The sequence below is a fragment of the Paraburkholderia sp. J94 genome (genome assembly GCF_905220285.1).
GTDB classification, from domain to species: Bacteria; Pseudomonadota; Gammaproteobacteria; order Burkholderiales; family Burkholderiaceae; genus Paraburkholderia; species Paraburkholderia tropica_A.
Genome location: NZ_CAJMZH010000003.1, coordinates 506,707 through 526,079, shown reverse-complemented (window position 1 = coordinate 526,079; position 19,373 = coordinate 506,707). Strand labels below are relative to the sequence as shown.

The following is a 19,373-nucleotide window of genomic DNA, read 5'->3' as shown; positions in this document are numbered from 1 at the left end:
AACCCCGCGCTGGCGGGGTTTTTCTTTTTGGGCCGCGGAAAAATCGGCGCAGCGCGCGGATTTCGCACCGTGGCGATCGGCAGGGCTGCGGTCAGGCTGTGCAACTGGCATGGGGCCGGAACAAGGGCGCAAACGCTCGTTTTGGCCGGTAGAGGAGATCATGAGTCAGGCAATCAGAGCGGTCGAGTACGACCGGCCGCAAGGCGCGGTGTGCAGCGTCGGACAGGCGTGGGCGACGGTGCCCGACGCGCCGTCGGCGGCGGAGCGCGTTGCATTGAAGGAGCGCATCCGCGCGTTGCTCAAGCGCGAGAAGGCGGTGCTCGTCGCGCACTATTATGTCGATCCCGAATTGCAGGAGCTGGCGGACGAAACCGGCGGCTGCGTGGCCGATTCGCTCGAAATGGCGCGCTTCGGCCGCGATCACGAGGCGCAGACGCTGGTCGTCGCGGGCGTGCGCTTCATGGGCGAAACCGCGAAGATCCTGAGCCCGAACAAGCGCATCCTGATGCCCGACCTCGACGCGACCTGCTCGCTCGACCTCGGCTGCCCCGTCGACGAATTCTCGGCGTTCTGCGACCAGCATCCCGACCGCACCGTGGTCGTCTACGCGAACACCAGTGCGGCCGTGAAGGCGCGCGCGGACTGGATGGTCACCTCGTCGATCGGCCTCGAAATCGTCGCCGATCTGCACGCGAAGGGCGAAAAGATCCTCTGGGCGCCGGACCGCCATCTGGGCAGCTACATCCAGAAGAAGACCGGCGCCGACATGCTGCTGTGGCAGGGCTCGTGCCTCGTGCACGACGAGTTCAAGGGCATCGAGCTCGACTTGCTGCGCGCCGAATATCCCGACGCGAAGATTCTGGTCCACCCGGAATCGCCGGAAGCCGTGGTCGCGCTCGCGGACGTGGTCGGCTCGACCACGCAGCTGATCGACGCCGCCGTGAAGCTCGACGCGCAGCGTTTCATCGTCGCGACCGATCTGGGCATCCTGCACAAGATGCGCCTCGCGGCGCCGGGCAAGACCTTTATCGAAGCGCCCACGGCCGGCAACAGCGCGACCTGCAAGAGCTGCGCGCATTGCCCGTGGATGGCGATGAACGGCCTCGCGAATCTCGCGGACGTGCTCGAACGCGGCCATAACGAAATTTTCGTCGATGCGGCCATCGGCGAGCGCGCGCGTCTGCCGATCGATCGCATGCTCGCGTTCGCGGCGGAACACAAGCGCCGCGTGCAGGCGAGCGGCGATCTCGCGCGCGACGGCGCGCTGTTCTCGAACGTGGGGGCAGCGTAATGGGCGCACTGGAATTGCTGGCCGTGGACGCCGTCTCGTCCGTGCTGCCCGAGGTGCGCGCGCAATACGGCGCGGCGTTCGACGCCGCGATCGCGCGCAATGTGGCGGATGCGCTGAGCGAAGACGTCGGCACCGGCGACCAGACCGGCCGCCTCGTGCCCGCCGACGAGATGCGCGACGCGCGCATCATCGTGCGCGAAGACGCGGTGCTCTGCGGCGTGCTGTGGTTCGACGCCGTGGTGAAGCAGGTCGATGCGCGCATCGAGGTGCGCTGGCACTATCGCGAAGGCGACCGCATGACGGCCGACTCCGTGGTGTGCTCGCTGCGCGGGCCGGCGCGCGCGCTGCTCACGGCCGAGCGCAATGCGATGAACTTCCTGCAACTGCTGTCGGGCGTGGCGAGCGCGACGCGCCGCTACGTGGACGCGATCGCGCACACGACCACGCGCATCCTCGACACGCGCAAGACGCTGCCGGGCCTGCGCCTCGCGCAGAAGTACGCGGTGCGTGTGGGCGGCGGCGCGAATCAGCGCCTCGCGCTCTACGACGGCATCCTGATCAAGGAAAACCACATCGCGGCGGCGGGCGGCGTGGGCGCGGCGATGGACGCGGCGCTGGCACTGAACGCGGGCGTGCCCATCCAGATCGAGGTCGAAACGCTCGATCAGCTCGACACGGCGCTCGCGCACGGCGCGACCTCGGTGCTGCTCGACAACTTCTCGTTCGAGATGATGCGCGAGGCCGTCAAGCGCACGGCGGGGCGCGCGCTGCTCGAAGTATCGGGCGGCGTGAACTTCGACACGGTGCGCACGATTGCCGAAACCGGCGTCGATCGCGTCTCGATCGGCGCGCTCACGAAGGACGTGCGCGCGACCGACTACTCGATGCGGATCGTCTGAGCGTCGGCGCTCACTGCGCTTCGAATGAAAAAAGCCGCCTCGTTTGAGGCGGCTTTTTCTTTTGCCGCTGTTGTGGCGCGGCGTTCGGCTTACGCGAGGTTGCGGTTACGCACGCGCTCGGGCGCGAGCACGGTCGGCAGTGCCTTCGGCAGCGAGTTCGGCCAGTCGCGGCTGTAGTGCAAGCCGCGGCTTTCGCGGCGCGAGCGCGCGCTTTCGACGATCAGCGAGGCCACTTCCACGAGGTTGCGCAGTTCCAGCAGATCGCGCGTCACGCGGAAGTTCGCGTAGTACTCCTGGATTTCGTCGCGCAGCAGCGAAATGCGGTGTTGCGCGCGCTCCAGACGCTTGTCGGTGCGCACGATGCCGACGTAATTCCACATCAGGCGGCGCAATTCGTCCCAGTTGTGCGCGACCACGACTTCCTCGTCGGAGTCGGAGACGCGGCTTTCGTCCCAGTCGGGCAGCGGGGCGTGCGCGGCCGCTTCGAAGCCTTCGGCCTCGATCGCTTCCGCCGCCGAGCGGCCGATCACGAGGCATTCGAGCAGCGAGTTCGAGGCGAGGCGGTTCGCGCCGTGCAGGCCCGTGTACGAGGTTTCGCCGACCGCGTAGAGGCCCGCGAGATCGGTGCGGCCCGCGAGGTCGGTGACCACGCCGCCGCAGGTGTAGTGCGCGGCGGGCACGACCGGAATCGGCTCTTTCGTGATGTCGATGCCGAACTCGCGGCAGCGCGCGAGGATGGTCGGGAAGTGTTCTTCGAGAAACGCGGGCGGCTGATGGCTGATGTCCAGATGCACGCAATCGATGCCGTGTTTCTTGATTTCGAAGTCGATCGCGCGCGCCACGATATCGCGCGGCGCGAGTTCGGCGCGCGCGTCGTGCTCGGGCATGAAGCGCGTGCCGTCGGGCAGGCGCAGCACGCCGCCTTCGCCGCGCACGGCTTCGGAAATCAGGAACGACTTCGCGTGCGGATGGAACAGGCAGGTCGGATGGAACTGGATGAACTCCATGTTCGCCACGCGGCAGCCCGCGCGCCAGGCCATCGCGATGCCGTCGCCGGTCGCGGTGTCGGGGTTCGTCGTGTAGAGATAGACCTTGCCCGCGCCGCCCGTCGCCAGCACCGTGTGCGGCGCCTGGATCGTCACCGTGCGGTCGTTCTTGAGATCGAGCGCATAGAGACCGTGGCAGCGGCGGCCCGGCAGGCCGAGCCGGTCGGACGTGATGACGTCGATCGCCTGATGATCTTCGAGGATCGTGATATTCGGATGCTGGCGCGCGCGTTCGAGCAGCGTCTGCACCACGGCGTGGCCGGTGGCGTCGGCGGCGTGGATGATGCGGCGATGGCTGTGGCCGCCTTCGCGCGTGAGATGGAAGCCCATTTCGGCGGCGGCGTCCTTCGTGAAGGGCACGTCCTGGCCGATCAGCCATTCGATCGCCTCGCGGCCATGCTCGACGATGTAGCGCGTGGCCGCTTCGTCGCACAGGCCGCCGCCCGCGACCAGCGTGTCGTCGACGTGGTTTTCGACGCTGTCCGCCGAGTCGAGCACCGCGGCGATGCCGCCCTGCGCGCGGTCGCTCGCGCCTTCGGTCATCGCGCGCTTGGCGATCACCACCACGCGGCGCGTTTCGGCCAGATTCAGGGCCACGCTCAATCCCGCCAGCCCGCTGCCGACGATCGCTACATCGAAATTCATGGTGCTGCTTCTCCGTCTCTCTTGTTCTGCGCTTTCTGCCGCCGGACCTGCGCTGGGCGCGCCCGCGGCGAGTGAAGCGGGAAGCATACTCCGAGAGGGGAGCAGACGAAAAGCCACGCAGCGGTCGTGGAGAACAAAAGATCGTTACGCGGCTGTGAAAAGCGCGCGCATGAAAAGCAGACGCCTCGCGATGAAAGCGGGGCGCAAAAACAAAACCCCGCTCGAGAGCGGGGTTTTGAATGTCTTCGTCAGGCTCGGATCAAGATTTACTTGATCTTCGTTTCCTTGTACTCGACGTGCTTGCGAACAACCGGGTCGAACTTCTTGATCGACATTTTTTCCGGCATGTTGCGCTTGTTCTTCGTGGTCGTGTAGAAGTGACCCGTGCCTGCGGTCGACTCGAGCTTGATCTTGTCGCGGATACCCTTGGCCATGACTTACTCCTTACAGTTCGCCGCGTGCGCGCAGGTCTGCGAGCACGGAGTCGATGCCGTTCTTGTCGATCAGGCGCAGGCCTGCGTTCGAGATGCGCAGACGCACCCAACGGTTTTCGCTTTCAACCCAGAAACGGCGATTTTGCAGATTCGGGAGGAAACGGCGCTTGGTTTTGTTGTTAGCGTGGGAAACGTTGTTGCCGCTCATCGGCGCTTTCCCAGTGACTTGGCATACACGTGCCATGAGTGCACTCCTACGGAAATTCTGAGTTCGAGAGCCGCTTAAAGTTTCCCAGGCGAGAAATGGCCGGAATCAGAGCGCGCTCACGTATGGATGAGAGACAACCTCGAACCCAGGCCGTATTTCCCCTGGAACGCCTTGACGGGCCTTCGGAACAGGGTTGGAAATAGGCAAACCGAGAGTTTAGCAGAAAAAGCCCAGGAAAATCAAACACGATTTGCAGATCGTGTTGTTGGCTGCGCTGTTTTCGGGGCGGGGCTCGCCGGCGCGTCTATTAGTCTAGTCCGTGGCGGGCAAAAGAGAACGTCTCCCGCGCGCCGATGATCATGTGATCGACGAGCCGCACCTCCACGAGCGCCAGCGTGTCGCGCAGCACCCGCGTGAGACGGCGGTCGCTCGCGCTCGGCTGCACCGCGCCGGAAGGGTGGTTGTGGGCGACGATCAGGCTCGCGGCGTTGAGCATCAGCGCGCGCCGCACGATTTCGCGCGGATAGACCGCCATGTGCGTGAGCGAGCCGCGCGCGATTTCCTCGTAGCGGATCAGCCGGTGGCGCACGTCGAGAAAGAGGCAGACGAACACTTCCTGCGAGCGGCTGCCGATCATCAGCCGCAGATAGTCTTCGACGGCGCCGGGCGAGTCGATCAGCGGCTTTTCTTCGAGTTGCTCGGCCAGCGCGCGCCGCGCCAGCTCGACCACGGCCATCAGCATGGCCGCCTTGGCCGGGCCGATGCCGCGCACGGCCTCGAATTCCTCGGGCGGCGCGTCGAGCATCGCGCGTAAGGATTTGAAGTGATCGAGCAGGGCGCGCGCCACGTCGAAGACGTTATGGCCCGGCAAACCCGATCCCAACAGCAGCGCAACCAGTTCCAGATCGGAGAGCGCTGCCGGGCCGGCTTCGCGTAGCCGCTCGCGCGGCATGGCGCGGCGGCTGGGCGCCGGCTCGTCGTTCCAGAGGGGCGTATCGCAGGCGATTTTCACCAATTGAATCTCCTTGTTGCGGACGTGGATGCCGCTCGCATGTGGCGTCCGTCCAGGAACTATGTGGCTTACAATGAGGCTTTTCCGCTCGCGACCGCCGCGACGGACCGGCGCCCGAGGGCGCGACCAGACGAAACGAGTACCGCATGAGCATCATCGATATTTCCGAGGTGAAACCGGGTTCCCACGTCACGCTGAATTACCGGCTTTGCCTCGCCGACGGCACCGAAATCGTCAACACGTTTGCCGACCGGCCCGCCACGCTGCTGCTGGGCGCCGGGCAGCTCGCGCCGCCGCTGGAAAACATTCTGCAAGGTCTGAAGGTCGGTCACCACTCCACCTTTCAGCTAGAACCCGGCGTCGCGTTCGGTCAGCGCAATCCCGATTTGATCCAGCGCATCTCGCTCAAGACGCTGCGCGACAACGCCATGATCGGTGAGTCGTTCAATCCGGGCGATCTCATCGAGTTCAACGCACCCGACGGCAACCGCTACGCGGGCGTGCTCAAGGAAGTGAACGAAACCTCCGCGCTGTTCGATTTCAACCATCCGCTCGCTGGCCAGGCGGTTGCGTTCGAAGTGCAAATCATCGGAATCCTGTAAAGCCCATGACCTCCACGGACACGTCTACTGTCGTCGACCGCGCTCAACTCGCCGAAGCTGAAATCCTGCTCGCGCAGCCGCGCGGCTTCTGCGCCGGCGTCGACCGCGCCATTGAGATCGTCGAGCGCGCCATCCAGATCCACGGTGCGCCCATCTACGTGCGCCACGAGATCGTCCACAACGCGTACGTGGTCGAGGACCTGCGCCAGAAAGGGGCGATCTTCATCGAGCAGCTCGATGAAGTGCCGTCCGGCAATACCGTCATCTTCAGCGCGCATGGCGTGTCGAAGGCCGTTCGCTCCGACGCCGAGGCGCGCGGGCTGCGCGTCTACGACGCGACCTGTCCGCTCGTGACCAAGGTGCACGTCGAAGTCGCGAAGATGCGCGACGAAGGCCTCGACATCGTGATGATCGGCCACAAGGGCCACCCGGAAGTCGAGGGCACGATGGGCCAGGCGCAGGAAGGCATGTATCTCGTCGAGGACATCGCCGACGTCGAGTCGCTGTCGCTGCGCGATCCGGCGCGCGTGGCCTTCGTCACGCAGACCACGCTGTCCGTCGACGACGCCGCCGAGATCATCGAGGCGCTCAAGGCGCGCTTCCCCGGCATTCGCGAGCCGAAGAAGCAGGACATCTGCTACGCCACGCAGAACCGTCAGGACGCGGTGAAGTTCATGGCGCCGCAGTGCGACGTCGTGATCGTGGTCGGCAGCCCGAACAGCTCGAATTCGAATCGCCTGCGTGAAGTGGCCGAAAAGCGCGGCATCCCCGCCTATATGGTGGACGCGCCCGACCAGATCGATCCGGCCTGGCTCGAAGGCAAGCGCCGCATCGGTCTGACGGCCGGCGCGTCGGCGCCCGAGGCGCTCGCGCAGAAGATCATCCAGCGTCTGAACGAGCTGGGCGTGCGCAACGTGCGCGCGCTCGAAGGCATCGAGGAAAACATCGCGTTTCCGCTGCCGCGCGGGCTCGGCCAGGTGGCCTGATCGCCGCGATCCGGCATTCGCCGACGAAGAAGCGCGCCCTCGGGCGCGCTTTTTTTATGCCTCGCCGCTGCAATCCGCTGCTCAAACAAATGGGGTCATATTAATAAAAGTGTGCGGTGAACCGCGTCGCTACGCGGCTTCCGACTAGGTGTTTTCGCTAGAGGGCAGGGTCCGCGACGGTTATCTGACCCCGTTAAATCGATGTCTCGATAAGTGTTTTCAGCGTCCGCACCAAATCCGGGCGCGAATTCCATCACCATTTAATTGTTCAACGTGGTGCAGCCGACGCCCGCCCGATAAGGCCCCGCGCCCGGCCTTCACAACACTTGATGTTAGGTCTGCCGATTTTTGGTGCAACTGATGCACGAAAATACGGCGCAACCTACGGTGCAACCGTGCTTGGGGTGCTTTCTCGAAAAAGGTTGCAATGCAGGAAAACCCTGCCGATTCAACAATATTGCCGCCTGCATAATAGGAGTTACAATGCGCGCGTTCTGAGGGCCGGACGTCAGCGCGAGGCCCGTCAGGCAAGCATTTCGGAAGGCGCAGGAGACCTGTTTAATGCAAATCGAGTTTGCTGTTGCCGCAACTGCTGCGGCTGCGGTTGCGCCGCGCCAAGCGCGGCACATTCGCGGTGCACGGCAGGGCAGGAGCGCGACATCGATGACCGTTGCACTCCCGGAGAAAGCTTGTCCGCGCGTTGCTGAGCCGTGCGGATCGACGGGCGCTCGCGTGGCCGTTCGAACTGGCACACATGTTGCATGTGCTAGCCGCGGCGCGAGAGCGGTTTTTGTCGCGGTCCGAAAGATCCTGGCCGATGCTGCCGTAAACGGTAGCGAGGCGGGGATTCCCGGCCCGATCCAGGGAGTCATGGCGTTGGGCGTTTGCGCTGTTGGCCGCGAGGCCGGCCGCGCACGCGTCGCAGCGAATGTGACAGGTAGTTGAACCCGACGGCACCGAACCATCCGACGGTGCCGTTTTTGCATCCGCTTCCGGCGAGCCTGCCGCTGCAACACAGCGTCAACGCGAACCGGGGGTGGCCAACCGTTACCGGTCTTTTACTTCAGTACCCGAAAGTGTCGTTGCGGTTCCGTAAAACATCGCCCACCGGCCGATGACAGCGCGAATCCGGTCGCACGGGCTAAGGAGCATTAAATGGATATTTTCGTCCAGCAGATCCTGAATGGGCTGGTGCTTGGCAGCATCTACGCCATCATTGCACTGGGCTACACGATGGTGTACGGGATTTTGGGCATCATCAACTTCGCGCACGGCGACGTGCTGATGGTCGGCGCGATGGTGGCGCTCTCCGCGATCACGGTGCTGCAGAATCACTTCCCCGGCCTCGGGAACATCCCCACGCTGTGCATCGCGCTCGTGATCGCCGCCGTGGTTTGCGCGTTCGTCGGGTACACCATCGAACGGATCGCCTACCGGCCGCTGCGCCGCGCGCCGCGTCTCGCGCCGCTGATCACCGCGATCGGCGTCTCGATCCTGCTGCAAACGCTCGCGATGATCATCTGGGGCCGCAATCCGCTGGCCTTCCCGCAGCTCATCTCGACCGACCCGATCAACGTGATCAAGCCGACTGAAACCGGCGTGGGCGCGGTGATCTCGCCGACCGAAATCGTGATCATCGTGGTCGCGTTCCTCGTGATGGCGGGTCTGCTGATCCTCGTTCACCGCACCAAGCTCGGCCGCGCCATGCGTGCGATCGCCGAAAATCCGGCCAACGCGAGCCTGATGGGCGTGAACCCGAACTTCGTGATTTCCGCGACCTTCATGATCGGCTCGGCGCTCGCTGCGCTGGCCGGCGTGATGATCGCCTCGGAATACGGCAACGCGCACTTCTACATGGGCTTCATCCCCGGTATGAAGGCCTTCACGGCGGCGGTGCTGGGCGGTATCGGCAATCTCGGCGGCGCGATGGTCGGCGGCGTGGTGCTCGGTCTGATCGAGCAGCTCGGCGCGGGTTACATCGGCAATCTGACCGGCGGGGTGTTCGGCAGTAACTATCAGGACGTGTTCGCATTCGTCGTGCTGATCGTGGTGCTCGTGTTCCGTCCGTCGGGGCTGTTGGGCGAACGTGTCGCGGATCGCGCATAAGAGGGAGTAGATCAACATGACTTCAATTCAACCGATCGAGCCGTCGACGACGCTCATCCCCGAGAAGAACACGACGCGCACGTTCGCGATCGGCATCGTGACCGCGATCGTCGTGGCCTCGCTGCCGTTCGTGGTGGGTGCCGCGGGCGGCAACTACTGGGTGCGCGTGCTCGACTTCGCGATGCTCTACGTGATGCTCGCGTTGGGCCTGAACGTGGTGGTGGGCTTCGCCGGTCTGCTGGACCTGGGCTATATCGCGTTCTACGCGGTGGGCGCCTACACGGCCGCGCTGCTGACGTCGCCGCATCTGAGCACGCAGTTCGCATGGATCGCGAGCATGTTCCCGGGCGGCCTGCATACGCCGTACTGGATCGTGATTCCGTGCGCGATGGCGTTCGCGGCGATCGCGGGCATTCTGCTCGGCGCACCGACGCTGCGTCTGCGCGGCGACTACCTCGCGATCGTGACGCTGGGCTTCGGGGAAATCGTTCGTATCTTCATGAACAACCTCGACCGTCCGGTGAACATCACCAACGGGCCGCAAGGCATTACGGGCGTGGCGCCGCTGCACGTGTTCGGTTTCAACCTGGCGCAGCCGCACGAGATCCTCGGCTTCACGTTCACGTCGGTCTACATGTATTACTACGCGTTCGTGATCTGCGCGCTGCTCGTGATCTGGGTGTGTACGCGTTTGCAGCACTCGCGTATCGGCCGCGCATGGGCCGCGATCCGCGAAGACGAAATCGCCGCGAAGGCCATGGGCATCAACACGCGTAACGTGAAGCTGCTGGCGTTCGCGATGGGCGCGTCGTTCGGCGGCCTGTCGGGCGCGATGTTCGGCGCGTTCCAGGGCTTCGTGTCGCCGGAATCGTTCACGTTCTGGGAGTCGGTCGTGGTGCTCGCCTGCGTGGTGCTCGGCGGTATGGGCCACATCCCCGGCGTGATTCTGGGCGCCGTGCTGCTCGCCATCTTCCCCGAGTTCCTGCGCTCGACGATGGGCCCGCTCCAGCACATGCTGTTCGGCCATGAAATCGTCGATACGGAAGTGATTCGCCAGCTGCTCTACGGCCTCGCCATGGTCGTGATCATGCTGTATCGCTCGGAAGGCCTGTGGCCCTCGCCGAAGCACGAAGACAAGATCGCGAAGATCGCCAAGCGCGGCAGCAAGAAGCCGGTGCGCGCCTGATCGCGAACAGGAGAGGAACAGAACATGAGCAATAAATCCATCCGCCTGTCCGTGAAGGGCGTGAACAAGCGCTTCGGCGGTCTGCAAGCGCTCTCCGACGTGGGCCTGCAAATCGAGGAAGGCACGATTTACGGCCTGATCGGCCCGAACGGCGCCGGCAAGACCACGTTCTTCAACGTGATCACCGGTCTCTACACGCCCGATTCGGGCGAGTTCAAGCTCGACGGCGAAGCCTATACGCCGACGGCGGTCTACCAGGTGGCGAAGGCGGGCATTGCGCGCACCTTCCAGAACATTCGTCTGTTCGGCGGCATGACGGCGCTCGAAAACGTGATGGTCGGCCGTCACGTGCGTACGAAGCATGGCCTGCTGGGCGCGGTGTTCCAGACGCCCTCGGAGCGCAAGGAAGAACGCGAGATCAAGGAACGCGCGCTCGAACTGCTCGAATACGTGGGTATCGCGCAGTACGCGGACTACACGTCGCGCAATCTCTCGTACGGCCACCAGCGCCGTCTGGAAATCGCGCGCGCGCTCGCAACCGATCCGAAGCTGCTCGCGCTCGACGAGCCGGCGGCCGGCATGAACGCGACCGAGAAGGTCGAACTCACGCGCCTGCTCGACAAGATCCGCGCCGATGGCAAGACCATCCTGCTGATCGAGCACGACGTGAAACTGGTGATGGGCCTGTGCAACCGGATGACAGTGCTCGACTATGGCAAGGTGATCGCCGAGGGTCTGCCGCACGACGTGCAGAAGGACCCGAAGGTGATCGAGGCGTATCTGGGTGCGGGGGTTCACTGATGTCTACACCGGTTCTGAAAATCAAGGGCCTGCAGGTCAACTACGGCGGCATTCAGGCGGTCAAGGGCGTCGACATGGAAGTTCGCGCGGGCGAACTGGTCACGCTGATCGGCGCGAACGGCGCGGGCAAGACCACGACGATGAAGGCCATCACCGGTCTGAAGCCGTACGCGGCGGGCGACATCGAGTACATGGGCCAGTCGATCAAGGGCGTGCCCGCGTATGAACTGCTCAAGCGCGGCCTCGCGATGGTGCCGGAAGGCCGGGGCATCTTCGCGCGCATGTCGATCCTCGAAAACATGCAGATGGGCGCGTACCTGCGCAACGACAAGGACGGCATCCAGAAGGACGTCGAGCGCATGTTCGGCTTCTTCCCGCGCCTGAAGGAACGCGCCACGCAGCTCGCGGGCACGCTCTCGGGCGGCGAGCAGCAGATGCTGGCGATGGCGCGCGCGATCATCAGCCGTCCGAAGCTGCTGTTGCTCGACGAGCCGTCGATGGGTCTCTCGCCGATCATGGTCGAGAAGATCTTCGAAGTGGTGCGTACGATCTCGTCGGAAGGCATCACGGTGCTGCTGGTCGAGCAGAACGCGCGTCTCGCGCTGCAGGCGGCGAATCGCGGCTACGTGATGGACTCGGGTCTCGTGACGATGGAAGGCGAGGCCAAGCAGATGCTCGACGATCCGAAGGTGCGCGCGGCGTATCTGGGCGAGTGATCGGGCGCGCTCCACGCGGGCGCCAATAAGACAAAAGCCGCATGGGTTGCGAAACCCATGCGGCTTTTTCTTTGCATCTCTATGTCGCTGCGTCTTTGCGTTGGCCGTGGCCGCGCTCAGGCGAGTGCTTCGGACTCCTGTGCGGAAAGACGCTTGCCGAGACTGATTACGGCGTCGGTGCAATAGCCGAGGCGGTTGTAGAACGCGAGCACCTCGGGCTTGTCGGTGAGCACCTGAAGGTTGAGCTTCAGGCAGCCCATCGCGGCCAGCGCGTTTTCGGCGTGGCGCACGAGCCGCGTGCCCAGGCCAAGCCGACGCGCCTCGGGCGCAACGGCGACCGAATACAGCCAGCCGCGATGCCCGTCGTAACCCGCCATCGCCGTGCCGACGAGCGTGCCGGTTTCATCGCCTTCATGGCGAATCGCCACGAAAAACAGCTCCGGCTGCGTGCCGAGCTTGTTCGCGATCGACAGGCGCGGATCGCGATGCGGACGGCTCGCGTCGTTGTACTCGGGAAACGCCTGACGCCAGAGCGCGAGCACCGCTTCGGTGTCGGCTTCGGCGAAGGCGCGGATCGTGACGGTCATCGCTTTGCTCCGCGTTGTATTCCGTGCGATTACAGCGAGTCGAGGATGGTGCGCAGCATCGCCATCATCTGGTCGATTTCCTCGGTCGTCACGTTCAGCGCGGGCATGAAGCGCAGCAGGTTCGGGCGCGCCGCGTTCAGCAGCAGGCCGTCGGGCTGCATGTCGCGCGCCTTGTCGACGATCGCCGGGCCGATGTCCTTGCCGAGCATCAGCGCGCGCAGCAGACCTTCGCCGCGCTCGCCCTCGAAGCCGCGTTCCGCCGACAGTTCGAGCAGCTTTTCGCGCAGGTATTCGCCGCGCGCGCGCACGCCTTCGAGGAAGCCCGGCGCGAGCAGTTGCGAGATCACCGAGTAACCGGCGGCGGTCATCACCGGGTTGCCGTTGTAGGTGCCGCCCTGATCGCCGGCTTCGAACACGCTCACTTCCTTCTTCGCGAGCAGGGCCGCGAGCGGCACGCCGCCGCCGATGCCCTTGCCGAGCGTCATGATGTCCGGCTCGATACCCGACAGTTCATAGGCGAACAGCGTGCCTGCGCGGCCGCAGCCGGTCTGCACTTCGTCGGCGATCAGCAGGATGCCGTGCTTCTGCGTGAGCGCGCGCAGCTGCTGCATGAATTCGCGCGTGGCGGGGATCACGCCGCCTTCGCCCTGGATCGGCTCGAGCATCACGGCGACGGTCTTCGCGCTGATGAGCTTCTCGACCGAGGCGATGTCGTTCAGGTCGGCCTTCGGGAAGCCCGGCACTTGCGGCGCGTAGATCGTGTCCCAGCCCGGCTTGCCGCTCGCCGACATCGTCGCGATCGTGCGGCCGTGGAAGCTGTGGTCGAACGTGATGATTTCGAACGCGCCGTCGCGATACTTCTTGCCCCATTTGCGCGCGAGCTTGATCGCGCCTTCGTTGGCTTCGGCGCCGCTGTTGGCGAAGAACACCTTGTCGAAGCAGCTATTGGCCGTGAGCAGGCCCGCGAGCTTCGCCATCGGCTCGTTGTAGAAGGCCGGCGACGGGTTGATGAGCAGGCGCGACTGCTTGTCCATCGCCTCGATCATGCCGTCGTTGCAGTGGCCGAGGCTGTTGACCGCCCAGCCCTGGATGAAGTCGAGATAGCGCTTGCCTTCGTTGTCGTAGAGCCACGACCCCTTGCCATGCGTGAAAACGATTTCGGGCCGGTTGGTGATGTACATCAGCGACTCGATCGGGTACTCGGAAAAATTCATGGCAACAGGCTCCGCGCTGGGGCAGCAAAAAAGGTTGAGAACAGGGTGAACGGATACGGCGGAAAAACAAAAAGCCACGGACTGGCCGTGGCTTTCGTGATTCGAACTTTCCTGTGCGTTGAACGATGCAACGCGCGTCCGCGACTAAGCCAGGCCCTGATGGTGGGGCGAGCGGCGACGTCGGAGAGCGGACAGGAGGCGGTTCATGGGCGCAAGAATACGACAAGCCGAACGGCCATGTAAACCATCAATGTGCCGAATTTCTCCAATCGGCCGAAGAATTTTTCGTGACGGCGGGCGCGGCGGCGCGCCGCGGAACGCCGTCGACGGCGCGCGATTGTGCCGGATTGCGCGCGCGACGAGCCGCGGCGCGCGCAATCCAGGCGGCTTCAGACCGGATTGGCGAGGTCGGCGGCGCTCGTGAACGAGTCCGCGTAGAACTCGTCTTCGGGCAGGCCGTGATGCTGCGAGAAGTCGCGCTGGGCCGACTCGACCATCACCGGCGCGCCGCACGCGTAGACCTGGTGGCCGGACAGATCGGGCAGGTCCTCGACCACGGCGCGGTGCACGAAGCCCGTGCGGCCGGTCCAGGCGTCGCCGGCGGCGGGCTCGGAGAGCACCGGCACGAAGCGGAAGTTCGGGATGTCCTTCGCCCATTGCTCGGCGAGTTCGAGCAGATACAGGTCCTTCTTCTGGCGCGCGCCCCAGTAGAGCGTCATCGGGCGGTTCAGGTTCTTGTGAACCGCGTGCTCGACGATCGCCTTGAGCGGCGCGAAGCCGGTGCCCGAAGCGAGCAGCACGATGGGCTTGTCCGAATCCTCGCGCAGGAAGAAGGTGCCGAGCGGCGCCTCGAAGCGCAGGATGTCGCGCTCCTTCATCTGCGTGAAGACGTGGTCGGTGAACTTGCCGCCGGGCATATGGCGGATGTGCAGCTCGATCGGGCCTTCTTCGTGCGGGGCGCTCGCCATCGAGTAGCAGCGGCGCGTGCCGTCCTTGAGGATGAATTCGAGGTACTGGCCGGCCAGATATTGCAGGCGCTCGTTGGCGGGCAGTTGCAGCTTGAGGACGATGACGTCGTCGGCCTTGCGCTCGATCCCGGCGATGCGCGTGGGCAGCTTGCGCACCTGCACGTCGCCGACGCCCGCCACTTCGCGGATGTCGATTTCGAGGTCGGTCTGCGCGGTCGCGCAGCAGAACAGCGCCATGCCGCGCGTGCGCTCGTCGTTCGAGAGCGCCGATGCCGCGTGCGCGCGCTGCTCGACTTCGCCGCTGCAGACCGTGCCCTTGCACGAGCCGCAGGCGCCGTTCTTGCAGCCATAGGGCAAGCCGACGCCTTGACGCAGCGCCGCGTTGAGGATGGGTTCGTCGGGTTCGACCTGGAAAGTCCGGCCGCTTTGCTTGAGCGTTACGTTGAATGCCATGTTCGAGAAAGCCAGTCTGTGATCGGTAATCCGTGGCGCGGAGCGGGGCGGACCCTCGCATCCGGGCCTCGGCGGCTAAAATGGTTCCACCATGATTGCCACACGAAATCTGCGCCGTACGCGCATTCTCATCGTCGGCAGCGGCGACGTCGGTCTGCGCTGCGTCGACCAGTTGCGCGCGCGGCCTGCACGTCCGCGCGTGTTCGCGCTCGCGCGCCGCGCCGAACGCGCCGACATCGTGCGCGCTGCGGGCGCCACGCCGGTCGCGGGCGACCTGGACGCGCGCGCGAGTCTGACGCGCCTTGCCGGGCTGGCGGACGTCGTGCTGCACCTCGCGCCGCCCCAGAAAGATGGCGACGACGACCTGCGCACGCGCCGCCTGATCGCGGCGCTCAAGGCGCGGCGGCGTTCCGCGGCGCGGCCCGCAACGGCCGGACAAGCGACCTCCATTGTACCCGAGCCCACCTGGCGGCCCGCGCGCGCCTACCCGGCGCGGCCGCGGCTCGTCTATGCGAGCACGACCGGCGTCTACGGCGACTGCGGCGGCGCGCGCATCGACGAAACCCGCACGCCGCGCCCCGCGAACGGCCGCGCCAAGCGCCGCGTGGCCGCCGAGCGGCAACTGCGGCGTGCGACGGCGCGCGGCGCGCTGAACGCCACCATCGCGCGCATTCCGGGCATCTACGCGGCCACGCGCCTGCCGCTCGCGCGGCTGGAGAAACGCACGCCGGCGCTGCTCGAAGCCGACGACGTCTACACGAGCCACATCCACGCCGACGACCTGGCCGCCATCATGCTGCGGCTTGCCGCGCACGGGCGCCCGGCGCGCGTGATCCACGCGTCGGACGACAGCGAAATGAAGATGGGGACGTATTTCGACCGGGTCGCCGATGCGTTCGGACTCGCGCGCGCGCCGCGCGTGAGCCGCGCACAGGCCGAGCGCGAGCTCGATCCGGTCTTGCTTTCGTTCATGCGGGAGTCGCGGCGGCTCGACAACGCGCGCCTGAAGCGCGAATTGCGCGTGCGCCTGCGTTATCCCGACGTAGATGCCTTCCTGCGCACGCTGCCGCCGCGTCCGTAATCGGGCGGGCGGCATGGCGCAAGCGTGCCGTTCACGTGATTGCCGGCAGCGCCTCGAGCAGGAGGAAGCAGAAAAGGGCGCCAATCAGGGCGCCGATCAGGTTCGGATGATAACGATGCCGTACATGCATCCACGTTATCAGGCCGCCGATCAGAATCGCCCCCAAAGCCACGAATGCCATCAACACGATCGAAATGTCGTATGTGCCGTTGATGATCATGATGCCCCCTCCTTGCAACTTGTAATCGTTGTTTTATCGAGTATAGGGCGCTTCATTGGGAAGGGCATGCTGCGGCGCGGCAAAAATGGGGCCGTTTCGCTCGCCCAGGCGGGGCAACGCGCCGACTGGCGGGGCCGGGCGGCCGCGCCTGTGGTTTACCCCTTGTTGCGCAGTGCGTCGAGCGCGGCGGCGTCGAGCCAGCGCCAGGCGCCCGGCGCCAGATCGTCGGGCAGCGCGTAGCCGCCGATGCGCTCGCGATGCAGCGCTTCCACGCGGTTGCCGGCCGCCGCCACCATGCGCTTGACCTGGTGATATTTGCCTTCGAGCACGCTCAGTTCGAGCGCGTGCTCGCCGCGCGCCTGCGCCGAAACCGCCGCGCAGGGTTCGCGCTCGCCATGCAGCAGCACGCCTTCGCGCAGCGCGCTCAACTGCGTCTCGTCGAGCGGATGCTTCGTGGTCGCGAGATAGATCTTCGGCACCTTGCGCTTGGGCGAGGTGAACGCGTGCACGAACTGGCCGTCGTCGGAGAGCAGCAGGAGGCCGGTCGTGTCCTGATCGAGCCGGCCCACGCACTGCACGTTGCGCGCGGCGAATTGCGGCGGCAGCAGATGAAATACGCTCAGATGATGCTGCGGATCGCGCGAGCATTCGTAGCCCGCAGGCTTGTTCAGCACCACGTAGGCGCGCTCGTGGAACGGCCAGTCGGTGCCGTCGACGCTGAACACGAGGCCTTCGGTGTCGAAGTCGGCGCCCGGGTCGTCGCAAGGCGCGCCCGCGACGGCGACGCGTCCTTCCGCGACGAGCGAGCGGCACTGGCGGCGCGAGCCGAAGCCCTGGGTAAAGAGAATGCTTTCGAGATTCATGACGTGACGCTGGCGGCTGCAAACCGCAGCATTTTAGCGACTGCGGCCCGGCGCGCCGCTTTCTCGCGCGGCCACGAAGATAACGGCCGCCTTGCGGCCACTGTCGAATTCGCTTGCGATGCTGTCCGCTTAGCGACGCGTTTTACGCCGATGGCGTAACGTACCGCGATGAACCGGCACGCGCCGCGTCTCGCGCGGCGGCCTCCGAGGCCCGTTCCATTCCCCCTTTTTTTCGAGCGTAGCGCGCCCGGCACCGCGCGCTGGCCGCTGCGCGCGGCAACCGTTACGGAGGACAGCATGGCGAAGACGATCGCGGATCATCTGGCGAAGACACTCGAAGCCGTCGGCGTCGAGCGCATCTGGGGCGTCACCGGCGACAGCCTGAACGGGCTGTCGGCCAGCTTGCGCAAGCTCGGCACGATCCGCTGGATGCACACGCGTCACGAGGAAGTGGCCGCCTTCGCGGCCGGCGCCGAAGCCGCCGCGACCGGACGGCTCGCGGTCTGCGCGGGCAGTTGCGGCCCCGGCAACCTGCATCTGATCAACGGACTTTACGACGCGCATCGCAACCGCGCGCCCGTGCTCGCGATCGCCGCGCACATTCCGTCGACGGAAATCGGCCTCGGCTATTTCCAGGAAACGCATCCGACCGAACTGTTCCGCGAATGCGCGCACTACGTCGAACTCGTGACGAACGCCTCGCAGTTTCCGCGCGTGCTCGACACCGCGCTGCGCACCGCCATCGACCAGAAGGGCGTTGCGGTGATCGTGCTGCCGGGCGACGTGGCGCTGCTCGAAGCGCCCGAGGAAGATCCGACCTGGTCGCAGGCGGCGCGGCCCGCGACGCTGCCCTCGTCGGCGGATCTCGACCGGCTCGCCGATCTGCTGAACCGCTCGGAAGCCGTCACGCTGCTGTGCGGCAGCGGCTGCAAGGGCGCGCACGACGAAGTGGTGGCGTTCGCCGACGCGCTCGGTTCGCCCACCGTGCACGCGCTGCGCGGCAAGCAGTACGTCGAATGGGATAACCCGTTCGACGTGGGCATGACCGGGCTGATCGGCTTCAGTTCGGGCTATCACGCGATGATGTCGTGCGACACGCTGGTGATGCTGGGCACCGACTTTCCGTATCGCAACTTCTATCCCACCGACGCGAGCATCGTGCAGATCGACCGCGACGCGGCGGCGCTCGGCAAGCGTGCGCCGCTCACGCTCGGCCTCGTCGGCGACGTGCGCGAGACCCTGCGCGCGCTGACGCCCAAGCTCACGCGCAAGACCGATCGCCGCTTTCTCGAACGCGCGCGCGAGCATTACGCTAACGCACGCAAGAGTCTCGACGACCTCGCGCGTCCGGCGCCCGCGGGGAAGCCGCTGCATCCGCAATACGTGGCCGCGCGCGTCGACGCGCTCGCGGAGCCCGATGCGATCTTCGCCGTCGATGTCGGCACGCCGACGCTCTGGGCCGCGCGCTATCTGACGATGAACGGCCGCCGCCGTCTGCACGGCTCGTTCAATCACGGCTCGATGGCGAACGCGATGCCGCAGGCGCTCGGCGCGCAGGCCGCGCACGCGGGACGCCAGGTGATTTCGCTGTCGGGCGACGGCGGACTTTCGATGCTGATGGGCGACATACTTTCGGCGCGCCAGCTCGATCTGCCGATCAAGATCGTTGTCCTGAATAACAGCTCGCTGGGATTCGTGGCGATGGAGATGAAGGCCGGCGGCTATCTGGAGACGGGCACCGATCTCATCGCGACCAATTTCGCCGATATCGCGAAGGGCGCGGGGATTTTCAGCGTGCGCGTGGAGACCTCGGAGGCGCTCGACGACGCGCTGCGCGCGGCGTTTTCGCACAACGGTCCGGCGCTCGTCGACGTGGTGACGACCAAGCACGAACTCGCCATGCCGCCGAAGCTGCAATGGGCGCAGGCGAAGGGTTTCAGTCTGTATATGCTGCGCGCGGTGCTGAGCGGGCGTGGCGATGAGGTGGTGGAACTGGCGCAGACGAATTTGCGCTGAAGAGGTCGCCGGACGCAGAAACCGGACGCTGAAACGACA

The 19,373-nt window shown here is 65.5% G+C and carries 19 protein-coding genes; 10 read left to right on the top strand and 9 right to left on the bottom strand.

All coding sequences use genetic code 11. The features are described 5' to 3' along the window. Positions 1 to 160 precede the first annotated feature (160 nt). Both nadA and nadC read left to right on the top strand, forming a co-directional pair. Positions 161 to 1,291 (top strand): quinolinate synthase NadA, encoded by a 1,131-nt coding sequence (nadA, locus tag U4Y88_RS08660; RefSeq protein ID WP_224004501.1) that lies wholly within the window; start codon positions 161 to 163, stop codon positions 1,289 to 1,291. Then, complete coding sequence (gene nadC / locus U4Y88_RS08655; RefSeq protein WP_321783366.1) at positions 1,291 to 2,190, top strand: carboxylating nicotinate-nucleotide diphosphorylase; 900 nt, start codon at positions 1,291 to 1,293, stop codon at positions 2,188 to 2,190. The genes nadA and nadC overlap by 1 nt, the downstream gene beginning before the upstream one ends. 89 nt (positions 2,191 to 2,279) lie before the next feature. Here the strand turns inward: nadC and nadB are convergent, their stop codons facing one another. From nadB to radC, 4 genes are all read right to left on the bottom strand, one after another. Further along, positions 2,280 to 3,881: an L-aspartate oxidase gene (nadB, locus tag U4Y88_RS08650; RefSeq protein WP_321783364.1), complete on the bottom strand. Its 1,602-nt coding sequence runs from the start codon at positions 3,879 to 3,881 to the stop codon at positions 2,280 to 2,282. 266 nt (positions 3,882 to 4,147) lie between these two features. After that, complete coding sequence (gene rpmG / locus U4Y88_RS08645; RefSeq protein WP_027817504.1) at positions 4,148 to 4,315, bottom strand: 50S ribosomal protein L33; 168 nt, start codon at positions 4,313 to 4,315, stop codon at positions 4,148 to 4,150. 10 nt (positions 4,316 to 4,325) lie between these two features. Beyond that, positions 4,326 to 4,559 carry a 50S ribosomal protein L28 gene (rpmB, locus tag U4Y88_RS08640; RefSeq protein WP_027794135.1) on the bottom strand — a complete coding sequence of 78 codons (234 nt, stop codon included), beginning with the start codon at positions 4,557 to 4,559 and terminating at the stop codon, positions 4,326 to 4,328. Between the two features lie 271 nt (positions 4,560 to 4,830). Beyond that, positions 4,831 to 5,475: a RadC family protein gene (gene radC / locus U4Y88_RS08635; protein ID WP_310630008.1), complete on the bottom strand. Its 645-nt coding sequence runs from the start codon at positions 5,473 to 5,475 to the stop codon at positions 4,831 to 4,833. Positions 5,476 to 5,681: 206 nt separating this feature from the next. On the opposite strand from radC, the gene U4Y88_RS08630 reads away from it, so the two are divergent. From U4Y88_RS08630 to U4Y88_RS08605, 6 genes are all read left to right on the top strand, one after another. Continuing rightward, complete coding sequence (locus U4Y88_RS08630) at positions 5,682 to 6,137, top strand: FKBP-type peptidyl-prolyl cis-trans isomerase (RefSeq protein ID WP_224004493.1); 456 nt, start codon at positions 5,682 to 5,684, stop codon at positions 6,135 to 6,137. A gap of 5 nt (positions 6,138 to 6,142) precedes the next feature. After that, entirely contained in the window at positions 6,143 to 7,123 is a 981-nt protein-coding gene (gene ispH, locus U4Y88_RS08625) for a 4-hydroxy-3-methylbut-2-enyl diphosphate reductase (protein WP_224004490.1), read from the top strand. A gap of 1,155 nt (positions 7,124 to 8,278) precedes the next feature. Continuing rightward, positions 8,279 to 9,229 carry a branched-chain amino acid ABC transporter permease gene (locus U4Y88_RS08620; protein WP_224004487.1) on the top strand — a complete coding sequence of 317 codons (951 nt, stop codon included), beginning with the start codon at positions 8,279 to 8,281 and terminating at the stop codon, positions 9,227 to 9,229. Positions 9,230 to 9,245: 16 nt separating this feature from the next. Then, positions 9,246 to 10,415, top strand: a complete 1,170-nt coding sequence (locus tag U4Y88_RS08615) for an ABC transporter permease subunit (protein WP_224004484.1) — start codon at positions 9,246 to 9,248, stop codon at positions 10,413 to 10,415. A gap of 24 nt (positions 10,416 to 10,439) precedes the next feature. Beyond that, entirely contained in the window at positions 10,440 to 11,216 is a 777-nt protein-coding gene (locus tag U4Y88_RS08610; RefSeq protein WP_224004482.1) for an ABC transporter ATP-binding protein, read from the top strand. Continuing rightward, entirely contained in the window at positions 11,216 to 11,932 is a 717-nt protein-coding gene (locus tag U4Y88_RS08605) for an ABC transporter ATP-binding protein (RefSeq protein ID WP_321783362.1), read from the top strand. Before U4Y88_RS08610 ends, U4Y88_RS08605 begins: the two co-directional genes overlap by 1 nt. A gap of 116 nt (positions 11,933 to 12,048) precedes the next feature. Here the strand turns inward: U4Y88_RS08605 and U4Y88_RS08600 are convergent, their stop codons facing one another. From U4Y88_RS08600 to U4Y88_RS08590, 3 genes are all read right to left on the bottom strand, one after another. Next, the gene (locus U4Y88_RS08600) at positions 12,049 to 12,519 is read right to left on the bottom strand and encodes a GNAT family acetyltransferase (RefSeq protein WP_415774409.1); all 471 of its coding nucleotides are present in this window, start codon (positions 12,517 to 12,519) and stop codon (positions 12,049 to 12,051) included. Positions 12,520 to 12,548: 29 nt separating this feature from the next. After that, positions 12,549 to 13,733, bottom strand: coding sequence for an acetylornithine transaminase (locus U4Y88_RS08595; protein ID WP_224004475.1), 1,185 nt, complete (start codon positions 13,731 to 13,733; stop codon positions 12,549 to 12,551). A 389-nt stretch (positions 13,734 to 14,122) separates the two neighbouring features. Then, positions 14,123 to 15,154 (bottom strand): CDP-6-deoxy-delta-3,4-glucoseen reductase, encoded by a 1,032-nt coding sequence (locus U4Y88_RS08590; protein WP_310630002.1) that lies wholly within the window; start codon positions 15,152 to 15,154, stop codon positions 14,123 to 14,125. Positions 15,155 to 15,245: 91 nt separating this feature from the next. Here U4Y88_RS08590 and U4Y88_RS08585 point away from each other — a divergent pair, with 91 nt between their 5' ends. Continuing rightward, a complete protein-coding gene (locus U4Y88_RS08585; RefSeq protein WP_321783360.1) occupies positions 15,246 to 16,235 on the top strand; it encodes an NAD-dependent epimerase/dehydratase family protein in 990 nt (329 codons plus the stop codon). 31 nt (positions 16,236 to 16,266) lie between these two features. On the opposite strand, the gene U4Y88_RS08580 is transcribed toward U4Y88_RS08585, so the two are convergent. Continuing rightward, on the bottom strand, positions 16,267 to 16,455 hold the full coding sequence (locus U4Y88_RS08580; RefSeq protein WP_224004465.1) for a hypothetical protein: 189 nt from the start codon (positions 16,453 to 16,455) through the stop codon (positions 16,267 to 16,269). A gap of 155 nt (positions 16,456 to 16,610) precedes the next feature. Further along, a complete protein-coding gene (locus U4Y88_RS08575; protein WP_321783358.1) occupies positions 16,611 to 17,318 on the bottom strand; it encodes a 16S rRNA pseudouridine(516) synthase in 708 nt (235 codons plus the stop codon). A 297-nt stretch (positions 17,319 to 17,615) separates the two neighbouring features. On the opposite strand from U4Y88_RS08575, the gene poxB reads away from it, so the two are divergent. Then, positions 17,616 to 19,334 carry a ubiquinone-dependent pyruvate dehydrogenase gene (gene poxB, locus U4Y88_RS08570; protein ID WP_321783356.1) on the top strand — a complete coding sequence of 573 codons (1,719 nt, stop codon included), beginning with the start codon at positions 17,616 to 17,618 and terminating at the stop codon, positions 19,332 to 19,334. The last annotated feature ends 39 nt before the right edge of the window (positions 19,335 to 19,373 follow it).